At 64.9% G+C, this 15411-nt stretch carries 15 protein-coding genes and 2 pseudogenes; 7 read left to right on the top strand and 10 right to left on the bottom strand.

What is annotated here, in order from left to right:
* Positions 1 to 311: 311 nt before the first annotated feature.
* The 8 genes from ACNJ7E_RS02245 to ACNJ7E_RS02280 form a co-directional block, all read right to left on the bottom strand.
* Positions 312 to 1295: an NAD(P)-dependent oxidoreductase gene (locus ACNJ7E_RS02245; RefSeq protein ID WP_237724003.1), complete on the bottom strand. Its 984-nt coding sequence runs from the start codon at positions 1293 to 1295 to the stop codon at positions 312 to 314.
* Positions 1235 to 1630: a carboxymuconolactone decarboxylase family protein gene (locus ACNJ7E_RS02250; RefSeq protein WP_016881596.1), complete on the bottom strand. Its 396-nt coding sequence runs from the start codon at positions 1628 to 1630 to the stop codon at positions 1235 to 1237. The genes ACNJ7E_RS02245 and ACNJ7E_RS02250 overlap by 61 nt, the downstream gene beginning before the upstream one ends.
* A 159-nt stretch (positions 1631 to 1789) precedes the next feature.
* Positions 1790 to 2407, bottom strand: a complete 618-nt coding sequence (locus ACNJ7E_RS02255) for an NIPSNAP family protein (RefSeq protein ID WP_016881595.1) — start codon at positions 2405 to 2407, stop codon at positions 1790 to 1792.
* Between the two features lie 121 nt (positions 2408 to 2528).
* Positions 2529 to 3347: an N-acyl homoserine lactonase family protein gene (locus ACNJ7E_RS02260; RefSeq protein WP_016881594.1), complete on the bottom strand. Its 819-nt coding sequence runs from the start codon at positions 3345 to 3347 to the stop codon at positions 2529 to 2531.
* 63 nt (positions 3348 to 3410) lie between these two features.
* Positions 3411 to 4907 carry an aldehyde dehydrogenase gene (locus tag ACNJ7E_RS02265; RefSeq protein ID WP_418338979.1) on the bottom strand — a complete coding sequence of 499 codons (1497 nt, stop codon included), beginning with the start codon at positions 4905 to 4907 and terminating at the stop codon, positions 3411 to 3413.
* 61 nt (positions 4908 to 4968) lie between these two features.
* On the bottom strand, positions 4969 to 6153 hold the full coding sequence (locus tag ACNJ7E_RS02270) for a CaiB/BaiF CoA transferase family protein (RefSeq protein WP_016881592.1): 1185 nt from the start codon (positions 6151 to 6153) through the stop codon (positions 4969 to 4971).
* The gene (locus tag ACNJ7E_RS02275; protein ID WP_418338980.1) at positions 6150 to 7469 is read right to left on the bottom strand and encodes an MFS transporter; all 1320 of its coding nucleotides are present in this window, start codon (positions 7467 to 7469) and stop codon (positions 6150 to 6152) included. Before ACNJ7E_RS02275 ends, ACNJ7E_RS02270 begins: the two co-directional genes overlap by 4 nt.
* Positions 7470 to 7576: 107 nt before the next feature.
* On the bottom strand, positions 7577 to 8827 hold the full coding sequence (locus ACNJ7E_RS02280; protein WP_016881590.1) for an alpha/beta fold hydrolase: 1251 nt from the start codon (positions 8825 to 8827) through the stop codon (positions 7577 to 7579).
* Between the two features lie 269 nt (positions 8828 to 9096).
* Here ACNJ7E_RS02280 and ACNJ7E_RS02285 point away from each other — a divergent pair, with 269 nt between their 5' ends.
* The 4 genes and pseudogenes from ACNJ7E_RS02285 to ACNJ7E_RS02300 all read left to right on the top strand — a co-directional run.
* Positions 9097 to 10005: a LysR family transcriptional regulator gene (locus tag ACNJ7E_RS02285; protein ID WP_418338981.1), complete on the top strand. Its 909-nt coding sequence runs from the start codon at positions 9097 to 9099 to the stop codon at positions 10003 to 10005.
* Between the two features lie 279 nt (positions 10006 to 10284).
* Positions 10285 to 10731 carry a hypothetical protein gene (locus tag ACNJ7E_RS02290; RefSeq protein WP_237724000.1) on the top strand — a complete coding sequence of 149 codons (447 nt, stop codon included), beginning with the start codon at positions 10285 to 10287 and terminating at the stop codon, positions 10729 to 10731.
* Positions 10721 to 11296, top strand: coding sequence for a hypothetical protein (locus ACNJ7E_RS02295; protein ID WP_016881587.1), 576 nt, complete (start codon positions 10721 to 10723; stop codon positions 11294 to 11296). Before ACNJ7E_RS02290 ends, ACNJ7E_RS02295 begins: the two co-directional genes overlap by 11 nt.
* 8 nt (positions 11297 to 11304) lie before the next feature.
* A pseudogene (locus ACNJ7E_RS02300) lies at positions 11305 to 11622 on the top strand (leucine zipper domain-containing protein); the annotation flags it as partial.
* Here the strand turns inward: ACNJ7E_RS02300 and ACNJ7E_RS02305 are convergent.
* Together ACNJ7E_RS02305 and ACNJ7E_RS02310 are read right to left on the bottom strand one after the other, a co-directional pair.
* Positions 11622 to 12109: pseudogene (locus ACNJ7E_RS02305) on the bottom strand (IS630 family transposase); the annotation flags it as partial. The pseudogenes ACNJ7E_RS02300 and ACNJ7E_RS02305 sit on opposite strands and share 1 nt — an antisense overlap.
* 678 nt (positions 12110 to 12787) lie before the next feature.
* Entirely contained in the window at positions 12788 to 13087 is a 300-nt protein-coding gene (locus tag ACNJ7E_RS02310) for a DUF3263 domain-containing protein (protein WP_418338982.1), read from the bottom strand.
* Positions 13088 to 13594: 507 nt separating this feature from the next.
* Between ACNJ7E_RS02310 and ACNJ7E_RS02315 the strand changes: the two genes are divergently transcribed.
* The 3 genes from ACNJ7E_RS02315 (at position 13595) to ACNJ7E_RS02325 (ending at position 15382) form a co-directional block, all read left to right on the top strand.
* Entirely contained in the window at positions 13595 to 14527 is a 933-nt protein-coding gene (locus ACNJ7E_RS02315; protein WP_418338983.1) for an alpha/beta hydrolase, read from the top strand.
* A 163-nt stretch (positions 14528 to 14690) separates the two neighbouring features.
* Positions 14691 to 15005, top strand: a complete 315-nt coding sequence (locus tag ACNJ7E_RS02320) for a DMT family transporter (protein ID WP_072950928.1) — start codon at positions 14691 to 14693, stop codon at positions 15003 to 15005.
* 5 nt (positions 15006 to 15010) lie between these two features.
* A complete protein-coding gene (locus ACNJ7E_RS02325) occupies positions 15011 to 15382 on the top strand; it encodes a DMT family transporter (protein WP_418338984.1) in 372 nt (123 codons plus the stop codon).
* Positions 15383 to 15411: the final 29 nt, after the last annotated feature.

A 15411-nucleotide genomic window follows, 5' to 3' on the forward strand; every position in this document is an offset into this window, starting at 1 on the left:
ACAGGATATTTAGTGCTGCGCTGGTGGCATGGACGGGACGCTGTCGCACATTGCCTAACCGGTCGCCCCTACACCGCGACTGGTTGCAGTCGCCGAGGGGTGCGTCCACTGGAATCTCTGCCGATGCGATCACGGTCAGCCGCCGAGCGATCTGCTTGGTAGGTGTTGCCGTGTCGTGGATTTGTACGCTCGTGGTGGATTGTACGGGTGCGGCCACACGGCGATGCTCGCCATGACCACGTCGATGCGCTACCGCCGGATCCGGCGGTAGCGCATCCTGCTCTCCGAGCAGTCGTGCCATGTGATGGCGCTCAGTCGGTGTCGGTCGTGGACGGCTGTTCGGCCACTTCGACACCAGCCCACCGCTCGTAGGGTTGCACGATGCTGCTGAAATCGGCATGGGGCCCGTTCTGGTGGGTTGTGTGGTCCCAGATTTGTTGGATTGAGGATCCGACCCACAGCGGCACTCTCAGTTGCCGTGCATGGTCTGTGAACAGTCCAACATCCTTGGCCATGAGGCCGGTGGAGAATCCGAGGTTGAACAGGCGGGGCACGATCGCGCGGGGAAACTTGTCGAGGGTGGCGCTGTTGCGTCCGCTGCTGGCGTTGAGGACTTCGAGCATGGTGGTCGGTGCCAATCCGGCCTGGACACCGACGACGAGTGCCTCGGATGTCGTCGCCAGTGCCGCCGCTGACAGGTAGTTGTTGACGAGTTTCATCACCTGTCCCTGTCCGGCGCGGTCGCCGACCCGGTACACCGTCCCGAAATGCTCGAGATAGGGCACGATGTCCTCCACCGCGCTTGGGGTTCCGGAGGCCATGACGCTGAGTGTTCCCTTCATTGCCCCGGCCACGCCTCCGCTGACGGGCGCATCGATCCACGCCAGACCTGCGGCGGTCACGTCTCGGTCGAGGCTTTCGGCGGCGCTGGCGCCGATCGTCGACAGGTCGACGACTCGGCGCAGTCTGCTGCCCTGGGTGAGGCCGTCGTCGCCGAGGGTGACGGTGCGAGCGATGGCACCGTTGGGCACACTCAGGAAGACCGTGTCGACCTGCTCGGCGATCTCGCGGGCAGAGTGTGCGGCTTCGCCGCCGGCGTCGGTGAACGCGGCGACCGCTTTTGCGTCGAGGTCGGTGCCGAGGACTCGGATCCCTGCCTGCAGTAGACGCTTTGCCATCGGGCCGCCGATGTTGCCGAGCCCGATCCAGCCCACGACACCGCTGTGTGGTGTGGTCATGCGCGGGTCGCTTCCGCGGCGTCGAGTTCGTCGAGTGCCTCGCGTGCGAGCCGGAATCCGTCTACACCGGCGGGAACTCCGGCGTAGACGGCGACCTGCATGAGGACTTCCCGGATTTCGTCCTTGGAGACCCCGTTACGGATGGCGCCCTTGACGTGCAGTTTCAGCTCGTGCGGCCGGTTGAGGGTGCAGATCACGGCGATGTTGATGATGCTGCGAGTCTTGTGGGAGAGGGTCTCTCGCCCCCACACTGCTCCCCAGCAGTACTCGGTGACGAGTTTCTGGAAGTCGAGATTGAAGTTGTCGGCGTTGGCGAGCGATGCGTCGACGTACTGTTCACCGGCCACGGCCTTGCGGATGCTGAGACCGGTGTCGTAGAGATTCTCGGACATGGGAACTTCCTCGTTTCTTTCTGGGCGTTTCTGACGATGTGATGGTGGGGAATTGGAGCCCGGGTTTCGAGGCCTGGTCGCGCGGGTGGCCGAGGTGTCGCCCCGACCACGTCGAAGCCGCCGGTTTCCGCGAGGGTCGATGGTTGCCCCGACGCGGGCTCAGTTCAGGGGGGAGATGGAGGCCGGTATCGCAATCGTGGAGGTTGCGTGCGCGATACTTTCGGGGCCGTTCTGCGGCGGCCAGATGCCCATCTCGACTGCCTTGCGGCGTATTCTCAGGCGTTCGTCGAGGCTGGGGAAGGGCCAGATGTGTGTGATGCGGGGGTGGCCGTCGGTGGCGTACATGACGGTGGTGAGGGGATACAGTTGGGTGCGTTCCGGCGCGGCCTTCGCCCACCCGGCCATCGTCGGTTCGAGACCTCCCACCTTGAGTCGGTAGGTTCGGAATTCGTAGACCGGGCCATAGGTTCCGGGCCTGATCGGCTCCTCGAGGAACGGGAACTGCAGGTAGGTTTCGGCGGTGAACGATTCGAGGAACTCCCCGATGCCGAAGGGGTTGTCACTTCTGAACAGTCGGTCCCGTTCGTGGGTGAGTTGCTGAGCATCCTCGAAGGCACGGAGCACTAGCAGCCTGGTGATGATCACGCCGTGCTCGGTCTCCCAGCATCCCAGGAGGCGTCCGGCTGTGTCCGGGGAGTTGGTGTAGTCCGCGAGCCGGGGTAGTGCTCGGGGGATGGTGTGCAGCTTGAGCGTCAGCGTGGCGAGTTCGTACAACATCGTCGTCTCCGGTGGGGTTCTTCGGTGCGTGATGGGGATCGCCCGGGGGCTTCTATCGGGTGGCCGGCTGGCGGCGTGGCTACCCGGTCCGAGGGTTACACCCCGGGTCGTGGCGTGAGTGTCAGGTGCGGACGGCCACCTGACCGATCGAGGCGGCGATGCCGGCCAAATCCCCCTCGTACGGGCGGTGCCGATCGAGGACCGCCGGATCGTGGCCGGGGATCAGGATTACCTGAGTGTCGCGGACGAGGTCCTTCATCCGGTCGAAACCGGCATACATGGCCGTCAGGTCCGCCACGATGTGGAACGGCATGTCCCGCTCGATCTGTTCGTAGAAGTGGGTGGCGTCGGAGGCGAGTAGCACCACGCCGTCGGTGGTGTTGACCGTGAGAACACACTGGCCGGGGGAGTGCCCCCCGAGTTCGATCATCTCGATTCCGGGTGCGAGGGACGAGGTGCCCGCGTGCAGGCGCAGGCGCCCCTCGCGGTGGGCGCGCCGCAGCTGTGCGATGTCGCGGTCTTCGACGGCATGGCGGTACTGCTGTCGCTGCGCGTACGGCCCAGTCCAGAACTCGTACTCGGTGGCGGGAAGGATCACGGTCGAGTGGGGGAACAGATCGAGGTTTCCAGCATGGTCGTAGTGGGCGTGGGTCACGATCACCGTCGCGTGGTCCGGGTCGACGCCCAGGAGCGAGAGTGCCGTTGCGGGTGAGATCAGGTGGTGGCGGCCCCGGTGTTGGCCGCCCTCCTCGCTGTATCCGGTGTCGACGACGAACGTGCGGTGGGCGTTGCGGATCACCCAGAAGTAGTAATCCATCCGAATGGGTCCGTCGGACTCGCCATACACTTCATAGTTGAGGAAAACTCTGCTGCGCAGGGTTTCCCGCGTTCCGTAGCGAATGATGACGACTTCGTATTCGTCGTCTTCGGCGTGGTTCATCTTTCTCGTTCTCCATGCCACCGCGGTCGGGAGTCGGGGCCGCCGGTGGGTTGTCTTGGTCGGTTACCCGAGGGTGAAGGGATCGCGTGTCTGCCCGGAGAGCTCTACCCAGATGGCCTTGTCTTCCAGGTAGGAATCGATGGCCCTGATCCCGCTTTCTCGTCCCACCCCCGAGGCGCCGAACCCGCCGAAGGGTACCTGCGGGGCGACGGTCCGGTAGGCGTTGATCCAGACCGTGCCCGCGCGTAGTCGGCCGGCGACGCGGTGACCGCGGTGCACGTCCTTGGTCCACACGGACGCGGCGAGACCGAACTCGGTGCTGTTGGCCAACTCGAGGGCGTCGTCCTCGGTATCGAAGCGCACCACGGACAACACGGGCCCGAAGATTTCCTCGGTGAGCGCGCGGGCGGTGGGTGGGAGGTCGGTCAGCACGGTGGGCCGAACGAAGTAGCCACCGAGGTCGGTGTCCGCGACACCGCCGGTGGCGATCGTGACACCTTCTGCGCGGGCACTGGCGAAGTGCGAGAGCACCTTCTCGTACTGCGGTTGGTTCGCCAGCGGTCCCATCTCGGTGTCGTGCGCCCGCGGGTCACCGAGTGTGATCTGTTCGGCGCGGGCGACGATTTTGTCGACCAGGCGGTCGGCGACGTCGCGTTGCACGAGCAGGCGCGATCCGGCCATGCAGGTCTGACCGGCGGCGGCGAAGATGCCGGCGATGACGCCGTTTGTCGCCGCATCGAGGTCACTGTCGCCGAAGACGACCTGCGCCGACTTGCCCCCGAGCTCGAGCGTCAGCCGCGCGAACCGGTCCGCTGCCGCGTGTGCGACCGCGCGTCCGACCTGAGTGGAGCCGGTGAACGCGACCTTGTCGACCCCCGGGTGGCTGGCGAGGGCCTTGCCGGTTTCCGGGCCCCACCCGGTGACGACGTTGATCACACCGGGCGGGAATCCGGCCTCGGTTGCCAATTTCGCGAGCGCCACCGCCGAGGAGGGCGTGTAGTCGCTCGGTTTGACGACGACGGTGCACCCCGCCGCGAGTGCGGGAGCGAGTTTCCAGGTCAGCAGCAGCAGCGGAGAATTCCACGGAGTGATCGCCGCCACGACACCCACCGGCACTTTCTGCGTGTAGACCAGGAAGTTGCTCTTGTCGGTCGGGATGACCTCCCCGTGCACCTTGTCCGCCAGGCCGGCGAAGTAGTCGTACCACCCGGCGAGCGCGTGCACCTGTCCGGTAATCTCCCGCAGCAATTTGCCGTTCTCACGGGTCTCGAGGGCGGCGAGCCGGTCCGCGTCCCGCTCGATGAGCCGGGCCAGTCGAGTGAGCAGTTGCCCGCGGGCTGGCGCCGTCAGATGCGACCACGGCCCGTCCAACGCACCCCGCGCAGCAGCGACTGCCTGATCGACATCGGTCGCGTCCGCGTCCGCGACCACGGATGCGGCCCGCCGAGTGAAGGGGTCGGTGGTCTCGTAGGTTCGGCCGGTCGCCGAGGGGATCGACTTCCCATCGATGTAGAGGTCGAGCACGGGGAGTGTGGGCCGGGTTTGCACGTCTTGTGTCATGGGGCGTCTCTCTCGATTGCACGAAAAATGTCGGGAAGCATAGGTGTTCAGCGCTCCGCCGTCACACGGCGGCGTCGTCGCGAAGCCGGGAAATGTCGGACTCCGATCGCCCGAGCCCGCGCAGGATGGCGTCGGTGTGCTGGCCCAGGTGCGGCACGGGGCCCATGTGCGGCGGAGTGTGGCTGAGGATCGCGGGCGGCTTCAATGCCTCGACGGGTCCGCCAGGGGTGTCGATGGTCTGCCACCGGCCCCGCGTGGCCAGCACGGGATGGTCGAGGAATTCGTCGATCGAGTTGACATCGGCGTAGGCGATGCCCGCACGGTCGAGCAGGTCACGGGCCTCTCGGTACGCGAGGGCGGCGAACCGGTCGTCGATAAGGACGCGGAGTCGGTCGTTGTTGGCGACGCGGAGGCTGTTGCGCCCGAACGAGGGATCGCCGGCCAGGCGGGGAGAGTCCATCACGGTTGTGCAGAACGATGCCCATTCGCGTTCGTTCTGGATCGCGAGCACGATCTGCTTCCCGTCGCCGGTGGTGTGGGGCCCGTAGGGTGCGATGGTGGCGTGTCGGGCCCCGGTCCGCGCGGGAGGGTGTCCGCCGTACATGGTGTAGTTGGCGGAGGCACCCATCCATTCCGCGAGGGCGTCGAAGAGGGAGACGTCGACGGTATTGACGATCCCGGTCTGAGCGCGAGCATAGAGGGCACTGAGGATTCCAGAATAGGCATACATGCCTGCGGCGATGTCGGCGATGGAGATGCCGGCCTTCGCCACCGAGTCCGGGTTTCCGGTGACCGATACCAACCCGACTTCGCTCTGGATCAGAAGGTCGTAGGCCTTGCGGGCATCCCATGGTCCGCCGGTGCCGTACCCGCTGACGTTGCACACGATCAGCGACGGATGTGCATCGGCGAGTGATGCCGCATCCAGGCCCAGCCGTTGCGCCGCGCCGGGGGCGAGGTTCTGGACGAAAACATCAGCACCGGAGAGCAGTTCGCCGAGGATGGCACGCCCGCCCGGCTGCTTGAGGTCGAGGGTGATCGACTCCTTTGCCCGATTGAGCCAGACGAAGTAGCTCGAGGATCCCTTGACAGTTTCGTCGTACTGGCGGGCGAAGTCGCCTCCGTCGGGTCGCTCCACCTTGATCACGCGTGCGCCCAGGTCGGCGAGTTGGCGAGTGGCGAAGGGGGCGGCGACCGCTTGTTCGACACTGACGACGGTGACTCCGGCCAGCGGCAGCCCGGTCATCGCGACACCTCGGGTGTGAGGTGGGTGGTTCGGGGTGTCTCGGTGTGGTCGCTCAGTCCGATTCCCTTCCACCGTGTCTCGGGGAGCCACCGCCACAACACCGGTGTGGCGACGACCGCGACCAGAACCATGTAGATCGCCGGTGCTGCAGTTCCGGGGAACGCTGCCGCCAGGGCGGCGGCGATCAGGGGGCCGGGGCCGGCGATCAGCGCGGCTCCCAGGTTGTAGCCCGTGGCGCTTCCGGTTGCGCGGGTGCCCGGCGGGAACAATTCGATCAGCATCACCGTGGTGGTGACGTTGTGCAGGGCTTCGAAGAGGCCGAACAATGCGATGCCGAGTACCGCGAGCGCCGGTTGTCCCGTCGCCATCAGCAGGAACGCGGGGACGGCGAATACTGCCAGACCCGCGCCGCCGGTGAGTGAGACCGGTCGGCGTCCGATGCGGTCGGACACTGCGCCGGCGAGTGGACATAGGAGTCCGTAGAGCAGGGCACCGATTGCCACGACTGCGAGGGCATCGGGTCGGGGCATCTTGACCGTGACCGTCAAGAAGGTGGTGACGTAGGTCGCGAGGTAGTAGAAGCCGAGGACGGTGATGCTGGCCAGTGCGAAGGCGATCCCCAGCGATCGTAGGTCCCGGCGCGCGACGCCTGTGAGTGGTGACCCTTCGACGGTGCCGGACTCCTTCATCTCTCGGAAGACCGGTGTCTCCTCGAGTTTGAGTCGCATGTACAGGCCCACGACGGTCATGGGGAAGGCGGCGAGGAACGGCAGGCGCCACCCCCAGCTGTCGACGGACTCGGCGCTGACCAGGGAATTGATGAGCAGCGCGGTGCCCGCGCCGGCGGCAACAGCCAAGGCGGCCGTGGCCGGCACGATGCTGGCCGCGAGACCGCGCCGGTCCGATGGGGCGTTCTCGACGATGAACGCGGACGAACCGGTCCATTCCCCGCCCGCCGAGAACCCCTGCAGAGCCCGCAACAGGACGAGCAGAATCGGGCTGACCAGACCTGCGGTGGCGTAGGAGGGGAGCAGCGCGATGAGTGCGGTGGCGGCTCCCATCATCACCACGGCCAACGACAGTGACTTCCGACGACCGAGTCGGTCGCCGATAGAGCCGAAGAACAGGCCCCCGGCGGGCCGCATCAGGAAGGCGACACCGTAGACGGCCAGTGTGGAGAGCAGCGATGTTGTGGGGTTGTCGGTGGGAAAGAACGTCCGTCCGATACTGACGGCGAAGAATCCGTAGACCGCGAAGTCGAACCACTCCATGAAGTTGCCGATGCCGGTGGCCACGAGGACCCGTCGATCGGTCACTGAGGTGTGATCGGGTGGTGCGCTGGGGTGAGAACTCATGTGGATCAACCGTTTTCCTGAGATCGTCGACCGCGGCCGACGTACCTGTCGTGGTGGGTGGGTGTCTGTCAGAGTGCGGGTCGGCTGGTGAGCTTTTCGAGGACGGGATACAGGTACCCGGCGAAGCCGACCGGGTCTTCCGACATCGGGAAGTGCCCCTTGGTCCGCATGTCGACGAGTTCGCCGCCGAGCCGCTGGGCGGCGTCGCGGCTCATTTCCGTGGTTGCCGAGTAGTCGTACTCGCCGCTGAACACGTAGAGCGGACACGTGGCCGGGGACAGATCCTGCGCGTGTCTGGGCAGGTCCTGCGAGTAGAAATAGGTGTCCCCCTGGTACACGCCGGGTCCGGATTGTGCGTAGCCCCACAGGGTCTGGTTCCGGGGACCGTCCGGACTGGTGGGTGCGATCAGGCCACCGACCCAGCTGGTGAGGAAGGTGGAATGGTCCACATCGCTCCTGTTGGTCCATTCGACGAACCGTCCCGGATTTCCCAGCCCTCCCTCCAGGGCGCACACACCGGTGAACCGGTCTCCGTGCCGACTGGCCAGATACAGGGCGATGGCACCGCCCATGGAGCAACCGATCAAGATCGGGGCCTCGATGCCGAGTGCATCGATGAAGCCGAGCACCGTCGCCGCGTACGTCTCTGTCGTCAACGCATATCGGGTCGAGGCCCAGTTGTCCGGTGGATCCGAGCGGCCATGCCAAGGCATGTCGAACGCATACACCCGATGCTTCGCGGTCAGCTCACTGTCTTCGAGCATGTACCGATACTGGCGCGAATCCGCACCGGCCGTGTGCAAACACACGAGCGCCGGACCCTCACCTGCCGCCTCGAAGTAGAGGCGTTGCCGCACCCCCTGGACGTCGAGGTGCACATAGCGGCCCTCGATCGGACTGATACCTGGACCTGGTTGCCGGGGTGCCGGGCTGGGCACCACTGCGGGCTGAGCAACGTTCGCCAGGCGCCGGCGCGCGTCGAGCACCCTGTCGACCACCGCGGCCCCACGCGCCCACGCAGCCCGATCACCACGCACCCGCTGCGAGCCCTGAGTCGCGACCATCGCCTGTGCGCTGGTGAACCCGCGCGCCGGCGGAACCGCACAGAACCCAGTCCACTCCTGCTCGGAAACGGCGTACTCGAAGTCCCAGGTGGCGTTGATGCTGACGTCCTCGATCACCCGCAACCGTGAGTCGGCAACCTCGATGCCGAACCGCTCGCATCCGATCTCGATGAGGGCGGACCACCGGCCAGAGGCGGGCAATCCGGTCAGCGACACCTCGTTCGCCCAACCGTGAGCAAATTCGTTCTGTGTCATCGTGTGTTTTCTCCTTCGGTGACTGTGGCCGGAAAGCCCCGCGAGCCCGTATGCGTCTGCACCGCACGGACCGTCTCGATCAGCACGAGGGGTGTGGTGGCCGCTCGACACGCTGCGGCGAACACCCGGGCAAGACAGGTGAGCATCCGTCATCACGTCCCATCGCGCTGTGTTGTGCAGGTCACTTCCCGTACGGTCTTCAGCATGTCTGACATAACTGAAGAGAGTCCAATACCGATAATTACGGCTTCCCATAAGTAGGAGTGATAATGGAACTGCGGCAATTGCAGTACTTCGTCACCGTGGCGGACGAAGGCACCTTCACACGCGCGGCGACCCGCCTGGTGATCTCGCAACCAGGGATCTCGTCGTCGATCAAAGAGCTCGAACGCGAACTGGGCGTGGAACTCTTCGTCCGCCGAGCACGACGGGTGGAACTGACCGAAGCCGGCCGAGAACTCTATGCGGGAGCCCGCCGTGCCCTCGCAGCGCTCGACGCGACGAGCGAGCAGGTCCGACGCAGCAAACGGACTGCCAAAAGGACTCTCACGATCGGATCGATCCCCTCGTTCGCGGGTCTCGACCTCGCAGCCCTGGTCAGCAAGTTCATCGCACAGAATCCGGATGTCAACGTGGCCATCACGGTCGGGTTCCCCCTGGACCTCTTCCACAAGGTGCACGACTCCGAGATCGATCTCGCATTCGTCACGATGCCCCAGCGGCATCCACCCGAGGATCTACATCTGGCCCCACTGGCCACCTACCCGATGGTGTTGGCGTGTCCCCTGGGTCACCGACTCGCTGACCGTCCGACAGCCACCCTTCCGATGCTCGAGGACGAAGTGTTCGTCGACTTCAGCACCGAACTCGCAGCACGGCAAGCCACCGACGATGCCTTCGCCGCCGCCGGTATCGAACGCCAGATCAGGGTGACCTGCAACGAAATCGGATCGCTGCTCGAACTCGTTGCACACGGAATAGGCGTCGCGATCGTTCCCCGCTCCCTGGCGCAGGCCACTCGAGTGCCCATCAGGCTGGTCCCCCTGGAGGAGGCCTCCCTCGTGTGGACCGTAGCGGTAGCCACCCGCCCCGGCGCACTCCCCAATCCGGACGCCCAAGCTCTGTGGAACGCCGTTGCCGCCACCGCCAAACCCATCGATGCGGACCCATCACGGTGACACCGTCGACCTCATTCCCGGCGCTCTGGTGCCGGCCATGCGGTCGGGGCGCCGCGGTGCAGCCGATCTTGTGCGGAGAGGAATCAACGCCCGGGGATCGCGGCGCGCGACGACCTCGACTGTCCATACGGTGTCAACACACTCGGCAGATCGGCGCGCCCCGACGGATCGGTACCCACTCCATGGGTGCTTCTGCTTCCCGCCGTCGTGGCTGCCAACCTGGTGTCCTCCACGGAGTTGATACCATTTTGTATAACTGCAGTTGAACGGTGGTGTGTGGTGGCGTTGGAGGATGTGGAGCGGGATCTGCGGGCGATCCCGGCGGAGAAGGAACTGCTGCAGATCAAGTTGCTGCGGGCGGTGGCGCACGCGACGGACAATCGGGTGCCGCAGCGGGTGATCGCGAAGAACCTGGCCGTCACGCAGCCGGAGGTCAGCCGGATCGTGAAGAAGCTGCGGTTGAACCCGGCGGCCCGCGACCGTTCACCGCGGGAGGTGCTGCTCGAGCACGCGGCGAAGCGGATCGACCACGAGCGGATGATGGCCGAGCTGGTGGCCTGGGAGTACACCTTCGGGCACGTCCCGGGCGATGATCCGCTCGGGGAGAGCTATATGCGGGGGACGTGGGATCAGATCGAACGCTCCCGCGACCTCCTGAGCGACGACGACTACCGGGTGCTGCTCGCGGCCACCGCGGACCGGCGTGCGCGGGCGAATGCGCGCTGACCCCGCCGCGGTCGCCGCCGACCTCGAGGCCTGGTGCCGGCCCGGCGGGCTCCTCGATAAGGACGGCCCTTCCGCTTCCATTCACCTGTTCGACCCGGTCGCCCGCCGGCGAACGCGGGACACGATCGTCGACGCCTACCTGGCCGAGCAGACCGACGTCGGGATCGGCCGTCAGTACCTGGCGTTGGCAACCGCCGGCCCACCGGGGGTGGGGAAGTCGTCGAGCATCGACCGCCGGCACCTCGCCGGGCAGGGATGGCGGGTGCTCGATGCGGACACGATCAAGGACTACCTGCTCCGAGATTCCATCGAGCAGGGCGTCTACACCGACCTGCTGACAATCGACCTCGCGGACGGGCACCGGCTGATGCCCCGCGAACTCGCCACCCTGGTGCACACCGAGTCGACGAAACTCCTCGACATCATCACCGAGATCTGTCTGTCCCGCGGGGAGAACCTGGTCCTCGAGGGCACGTTCAGCTGGCCCGGCCTCGGCCCCCGGCTACTGGCGGATCTCGCCTACGCGGACTATGAGCACTCAGGAGGTCTTCGTGGTCCACCGTAAATGCCCCGTTGTCCGAAACGGGTCGCCTGCGCCTTGCTCAATGTGTCGTTGATGATGGGTGGCCGCTGCGGCGGGCGGCTGAACGGTTCCAGGTCGCGGTCACCACCGCAGCACTCTGGAGCGCTCGTTACCGCGCCGAGGGGCCGGCTGGGATGGCCGATCGCAGCTCACGGCCACATCGCAGCCCGAACCAGACCCCGACGCGCCCCGAGCGGCGCATCATCAAGGTCCGCGTCATCCGCCGCTGGGGTCCGTCCCGGATCGCGTATCTGCTGGGTCTGAATGTTTTGACAGTGCACAAGGTTCTGAGCCGGTACGGGTTGGCGTAGTTGTCCATCACCAGATGCAGCTCCCGCTCCGGGTAGGCGCGGGCGAGGTGTTTGAGGAAGACGTGGAACTCCTGATGACGATGCCGCGGTTTGCACAGCCCGGTGACCTTCCCGGTGGCGATGTCCAGGGCTGCGAACAGGGTGGAGATGCCGTGTCGAACATAGTCGTGGGTGCGTTTCTCGACCGAACCGATCCGCATCCGCAGCATCGGCGCCGTCCGGTCCAGGGCCTGGATCTGCGACTTCTCGTCCACGCACAGCACGATCGCGTGGTCGGGCGGATTCAAGTACAGCCCGACGATGTGGTGACCTTGGCGACCAGCTCCGGGTCGGTAGAGAACCTGAACGTCTCACTGCGCCAAGGCTTGACACCGTACTCGCGCCATCCCGCCGCGACCGTGGTGTTACTGATCTTCAATCGGTCGGCGAGCAACCGGCTGCTTCAGTGCGTCACCCCGAGATTCCTCGGCGGCGGCGGTGATGTTTAGAGTCACGTCATTGCTGTGACTCAGAACATATCTCGAACGGGGTACAGAGATAACCCTGAGGGGGACTGTCACACGCTTTCAGTAGTGGTTTGCTTCAAGTTCTCCGCAGTCCACCTGATTCTCGAAATGTGAGTGACCATGACTCAAGATGAAGTCGCCATGCTTACCTTCGCCCTGCGCTGGGCGCCCTACGGAGGCGGAGACGAGCACATCCTTCCCGAGTTCGGACTCCTCCCCGCAGTGTTCTACCGGCGTCTCCAGGCCATACTGATGGCGCGCGCGCTCGACGGAGTCGAATTCGCAACAAGACGTGGCCTGCTCGAACTGTGCGCGGTCAAGACTTCGGGGTCGAGTTCATCGGCATCGAATGCCGGAAGGCGAGAGGTAACACAGAGCGCTTAGGCGGCTCTCCGGCAGAAGGTTCTGCGGTCGATCGGTTCGTCGATTCCTGGCGTTGAGAACGGTGTCGATACACCAGTGCTCGACAGGAATCGTGGATGCAGTGAGTATTTCGTTTCGGAGCCGCCGGGATGTGTCGGGGACTCACGTCGCGGGACTCGCTGACGATGTCGGCGGTCGGCTCACCGCCGAATCAGGCTCGGGACAGCGAGGTGCATGCGCGGCAGCACGGTCCGGCGTCGGCCCCGTCGCGGAGTGTTCCGTTGCCGGCGTATCTACGCCGTCGGGGCGGGCCGTGAGGTGCGTAGGGAGACGAAACGACGGAGGTCGTCGCGGAAGTTGGGATCGAGTTGGTTGGCTGTCGGTCCTGCCAGGATGCTGTTCAGTCTCGCAATGTAGCAGGCTGGAGTCATGCCGAACTCGACCAGGAGGTCGCCGGTTGTGCCACCGCCGTAGGGAAGCCATCGGCGCACGAACTCGATCAGGAGGTCGCCGGTTGTGCCACCGCCGTAGGGAAGCCATCGGCGCGCGAACTCGATGATCCTCATGTCTTCGATGGCAGAGTCGTCGATCACGGTGCTACCTCCAACCGTCATACCTGGACAAACGTGGAGAGATGCGTCTTCCCCGACCGAGTTGTTCCGGGAGGGTGCCCGGAACCGGTCAGGCTGTCGCCAGAAAGGGACTGCTGTCTGAAATTCCTACCGAGTGCGCGAGACCATTCGATCTGTCTAGTGCACCAGCGCGCGGCCTGGACTGCAACTCCTTGCAGCAAGGATCCCCCTGTTGGGGAGTGTGTTTCCCCCTCAGGGGGAGTCCGGTCGGGTGATGTGAGCCATATCTTGAGAGATGTCTTGGTACGGCGTTTGGGGTCTATGTTGCCTCGAATCCCGGCAGTTCATCCCTGGAAGTTTGGAGCTCCGATGTCAGCCGTCAGCTCGGTGGAACAACCCGGGGAGGGGGTTGGCGTTGTGGGAGGGAACCACTCACGAAGGGTGGGGACCGAATCGGATTTCTTGACACGTTCGAGCTTCCTTCCGGGTAACAGCATTCAGTCAAAGCTCCTGATACACGCGTTGCGTGTGACCGTCAAGCCGGCGCTCGGCGTGTGGGCGCATATTCCGAGCGCACGTTGGGCCGCACGGGTGGTTGACCAGGCCGCGCGTGTGCTACCCCCGCTCGATGGGGTCGGGCATCGTCGTGTGCGCTTGACCGATTGTGACGCGGATTGGATCCAGGCGCACAACGCCGACCTGCACAGCGTGGTCCTCTACCTACACGGCGGGGGTTTCCTGACCGGTGGCCTCAACACGCATCGCCGTCTCGCTTCTCGGATTTCGCAGTCGGCCGATGCCAGCGTGCTCAGTGTCAACTACCGCCTGATGCCCACGCATGCGATAGGGGACGCCGTCGCCGACGGGATCGCCGGCTATCGCTGGTTGCTGGCACGAGGATTCTCGCCGACTCAGATCGTCATCTCCGGCGATTCCGCCGGCGGATATCTCGCGTTCATGGTGGCACTGGCACTCGCCGACCTGGATCTGCCGAGGCCGGCCGGTCTGGTCGCATTGTCACCGCTCACCGACTTGGACCCGACCGTCAAGTTGCAGCATCCCGCGTCTGCACGATGTCCGATCCTTCCCAGTTCTGCGCTGGTGGCGCTGACCGCCCTCACCGAGCGCGTGGAGCACCGTACTCGTGGCGTTTCGGGACTGCCGTTTTCTCCGGTCAATGCAGACCTGCGCGGGCTTCCGCCGGTGCTACTTCAGGTCGGATCCAGAGATATGCTGTATCCCGATGCGCGGTTGATGTTCGAGTGCCTTACCGATGCCGGGGTCCCGGTTGCCCTCGAGGTCTGGGACGGCCAGTTCCACGTCTTTCATGTGGCTGCGGATCTTCTGCCCGAGGCGCGCAGGGCAATTGAGCACGTCGCGGAGTTCATTCGGGTGGTGACCACCGTTCAAAACGGCGATTCGGCGCCTGACCCCCTCGATTCGGACCGCGAGATCGCTTGACACAGGTCGGTACGGCGATGCTCTGGGATTGAATCCTGTACGGCAGATCGCTATCGCGATGTGACAGCGGATCTGTGTGAGCAACATTTTCGGCACGAGCCGCACAGGGCGATGTGCGTGGAAGGGTACGGCAAATCCTCACGACGGATGGGAATCGATTTCAATGGCGTGGCTGTTGCTTGTTATAGCGATTGTTCTCGAGGTTGCGGCTACGAGTATGTTGCCGCTCACGCAGGAGTTCACCCGATTTCGGGTATCTGCGGCGGTGTTGGTGCTCTATGGGGGTGCGTTCTTTCTGTTGGCGAATGCGGTCAGACAGATCGACATCGGCGTTGTGTATGCGCTGTGGTCGGCGCTGGGGACGGCGGCGGTGGTTGCACTCGGCGTCCTCTTCCACGGAGAACGTGTCTCGCGGGTCAAGGTTGCGGGTCTGGCTCTCACCGTCGTCGGTATCGTCGCGATGAATTTTGGAGGGTAGGCGCCATGGGCTGGTTCTACCTCATGGGTGCGGTTGTCGTGGAAATCTTTGCCACAACCGGTCTTCACTCGACTGACGGGTTCACGCGGCCGCTTCCGACGGTCGGGGTTCTCGCTGGATACCTCCTTTCATTTTTCTTCTTGTCGAAGGCGCTCAGATCGCTCTCTCTCGGTGTCTCGTACGCGTTGTGGTCGGCAATTGGTACCGCCTCTATTGCGGTGGTGGGAGTGCTGCTGTTCGGTGATGCCGTGTCGGTCGCACGAGTGGCTGGATTGATATGCATCATGGCCGGTGTGGTCATTTTGAACATGGAGGCGGACCGTGATTCCAGGCCTACCGTGGCCGTGGACGCCCCGCAATCGGTGGAGTGCGACTGAATTCACTCTCGCAGGGCGTGGGCCTTGTG

It is taken from the genome of Rhodococcus mengyinensis, from assembly GCF_048381435.1.
Classification (GTDB): domain Bacteria; phylum Actinomycetota; class Actinomycetes; order Mycobacteriales; family Mycobacteriaceae; genus Rhodococcus_F; species Rhodococcus_F opacus_D.

Coding starts and splice junctions, on each gene's coding strand:
- ACNJ7E_RS02250 (WP_016881596.1), bottom strand. CDS start 1,630: ATGTCCGAGAATCTCTACGACACCGGTCTCAGCATCCGCAAGGCCGTG.
- ACNJ7E_RS02255 (WP_016881595.1), bottom strand. CDS start 2,407: ATGTTGTACGAACTCGCCACGCTGACGCTCAAGCTGCACACCATCCCC.
- ACNJ7E_RS02260 (WP_016881594.1), bottom strand. CDS start 3,347: ATGAACCACGCCGAAGACGACGAATACGAAGTCGTCATCATTCGCTAC.
- ACNJ7E_RS02265 (WP_418338979.1), bottom strand. CDS start 4,907: ATGACACAAGACGTGCAAACCCGGCCCACACTCCCCGTGCTCGACCTC.
- ACNJ7E_RS02270 (WP_016881592.1), bottom strand. CDS start 6,153: ATGACCGGGCTGCCGCTGGCCGGAGTCACCGTCGTCAGTGTCGAACAA.
- ACNJ7E_RS02280 (WP_016881590.1), bottom strand. CDS start 8,827: ATGACACAGAACGAATTTGCTCACGGTTGGGCGAACGAGGTGTCGCTG.
- ACNJ7E_RS02285 (WP_418338981.1), top strand. CDS start 9,097: ATGGAACTGCGGCAATTGCAGTACTTCGTCACCGTGGCGGACGAAGGC.
- ACNJ7E_RS02295 (WP_016881587.1), top strand. CDS start 10,721: ATGCGCGCTGACCCCGCCGCGGTCGCCGCCGACCTCGAGGCCTGGTGC.
- ACNJ7E_RS02320 (WP_072950928.1), top strand. CDS start 14,691: ATGGCGTGGCTGTTGCTTGTTATAGCGATTGTTCTCGAGGTTGCGGCT.
- ACNJ7E_RS02325 (WP_418338984.1), top strand. CDS start 15,011: ATGGGCTGGTTCTACCTCATGGGTGCGGTTGTCGTGGAAATCTTTGCC.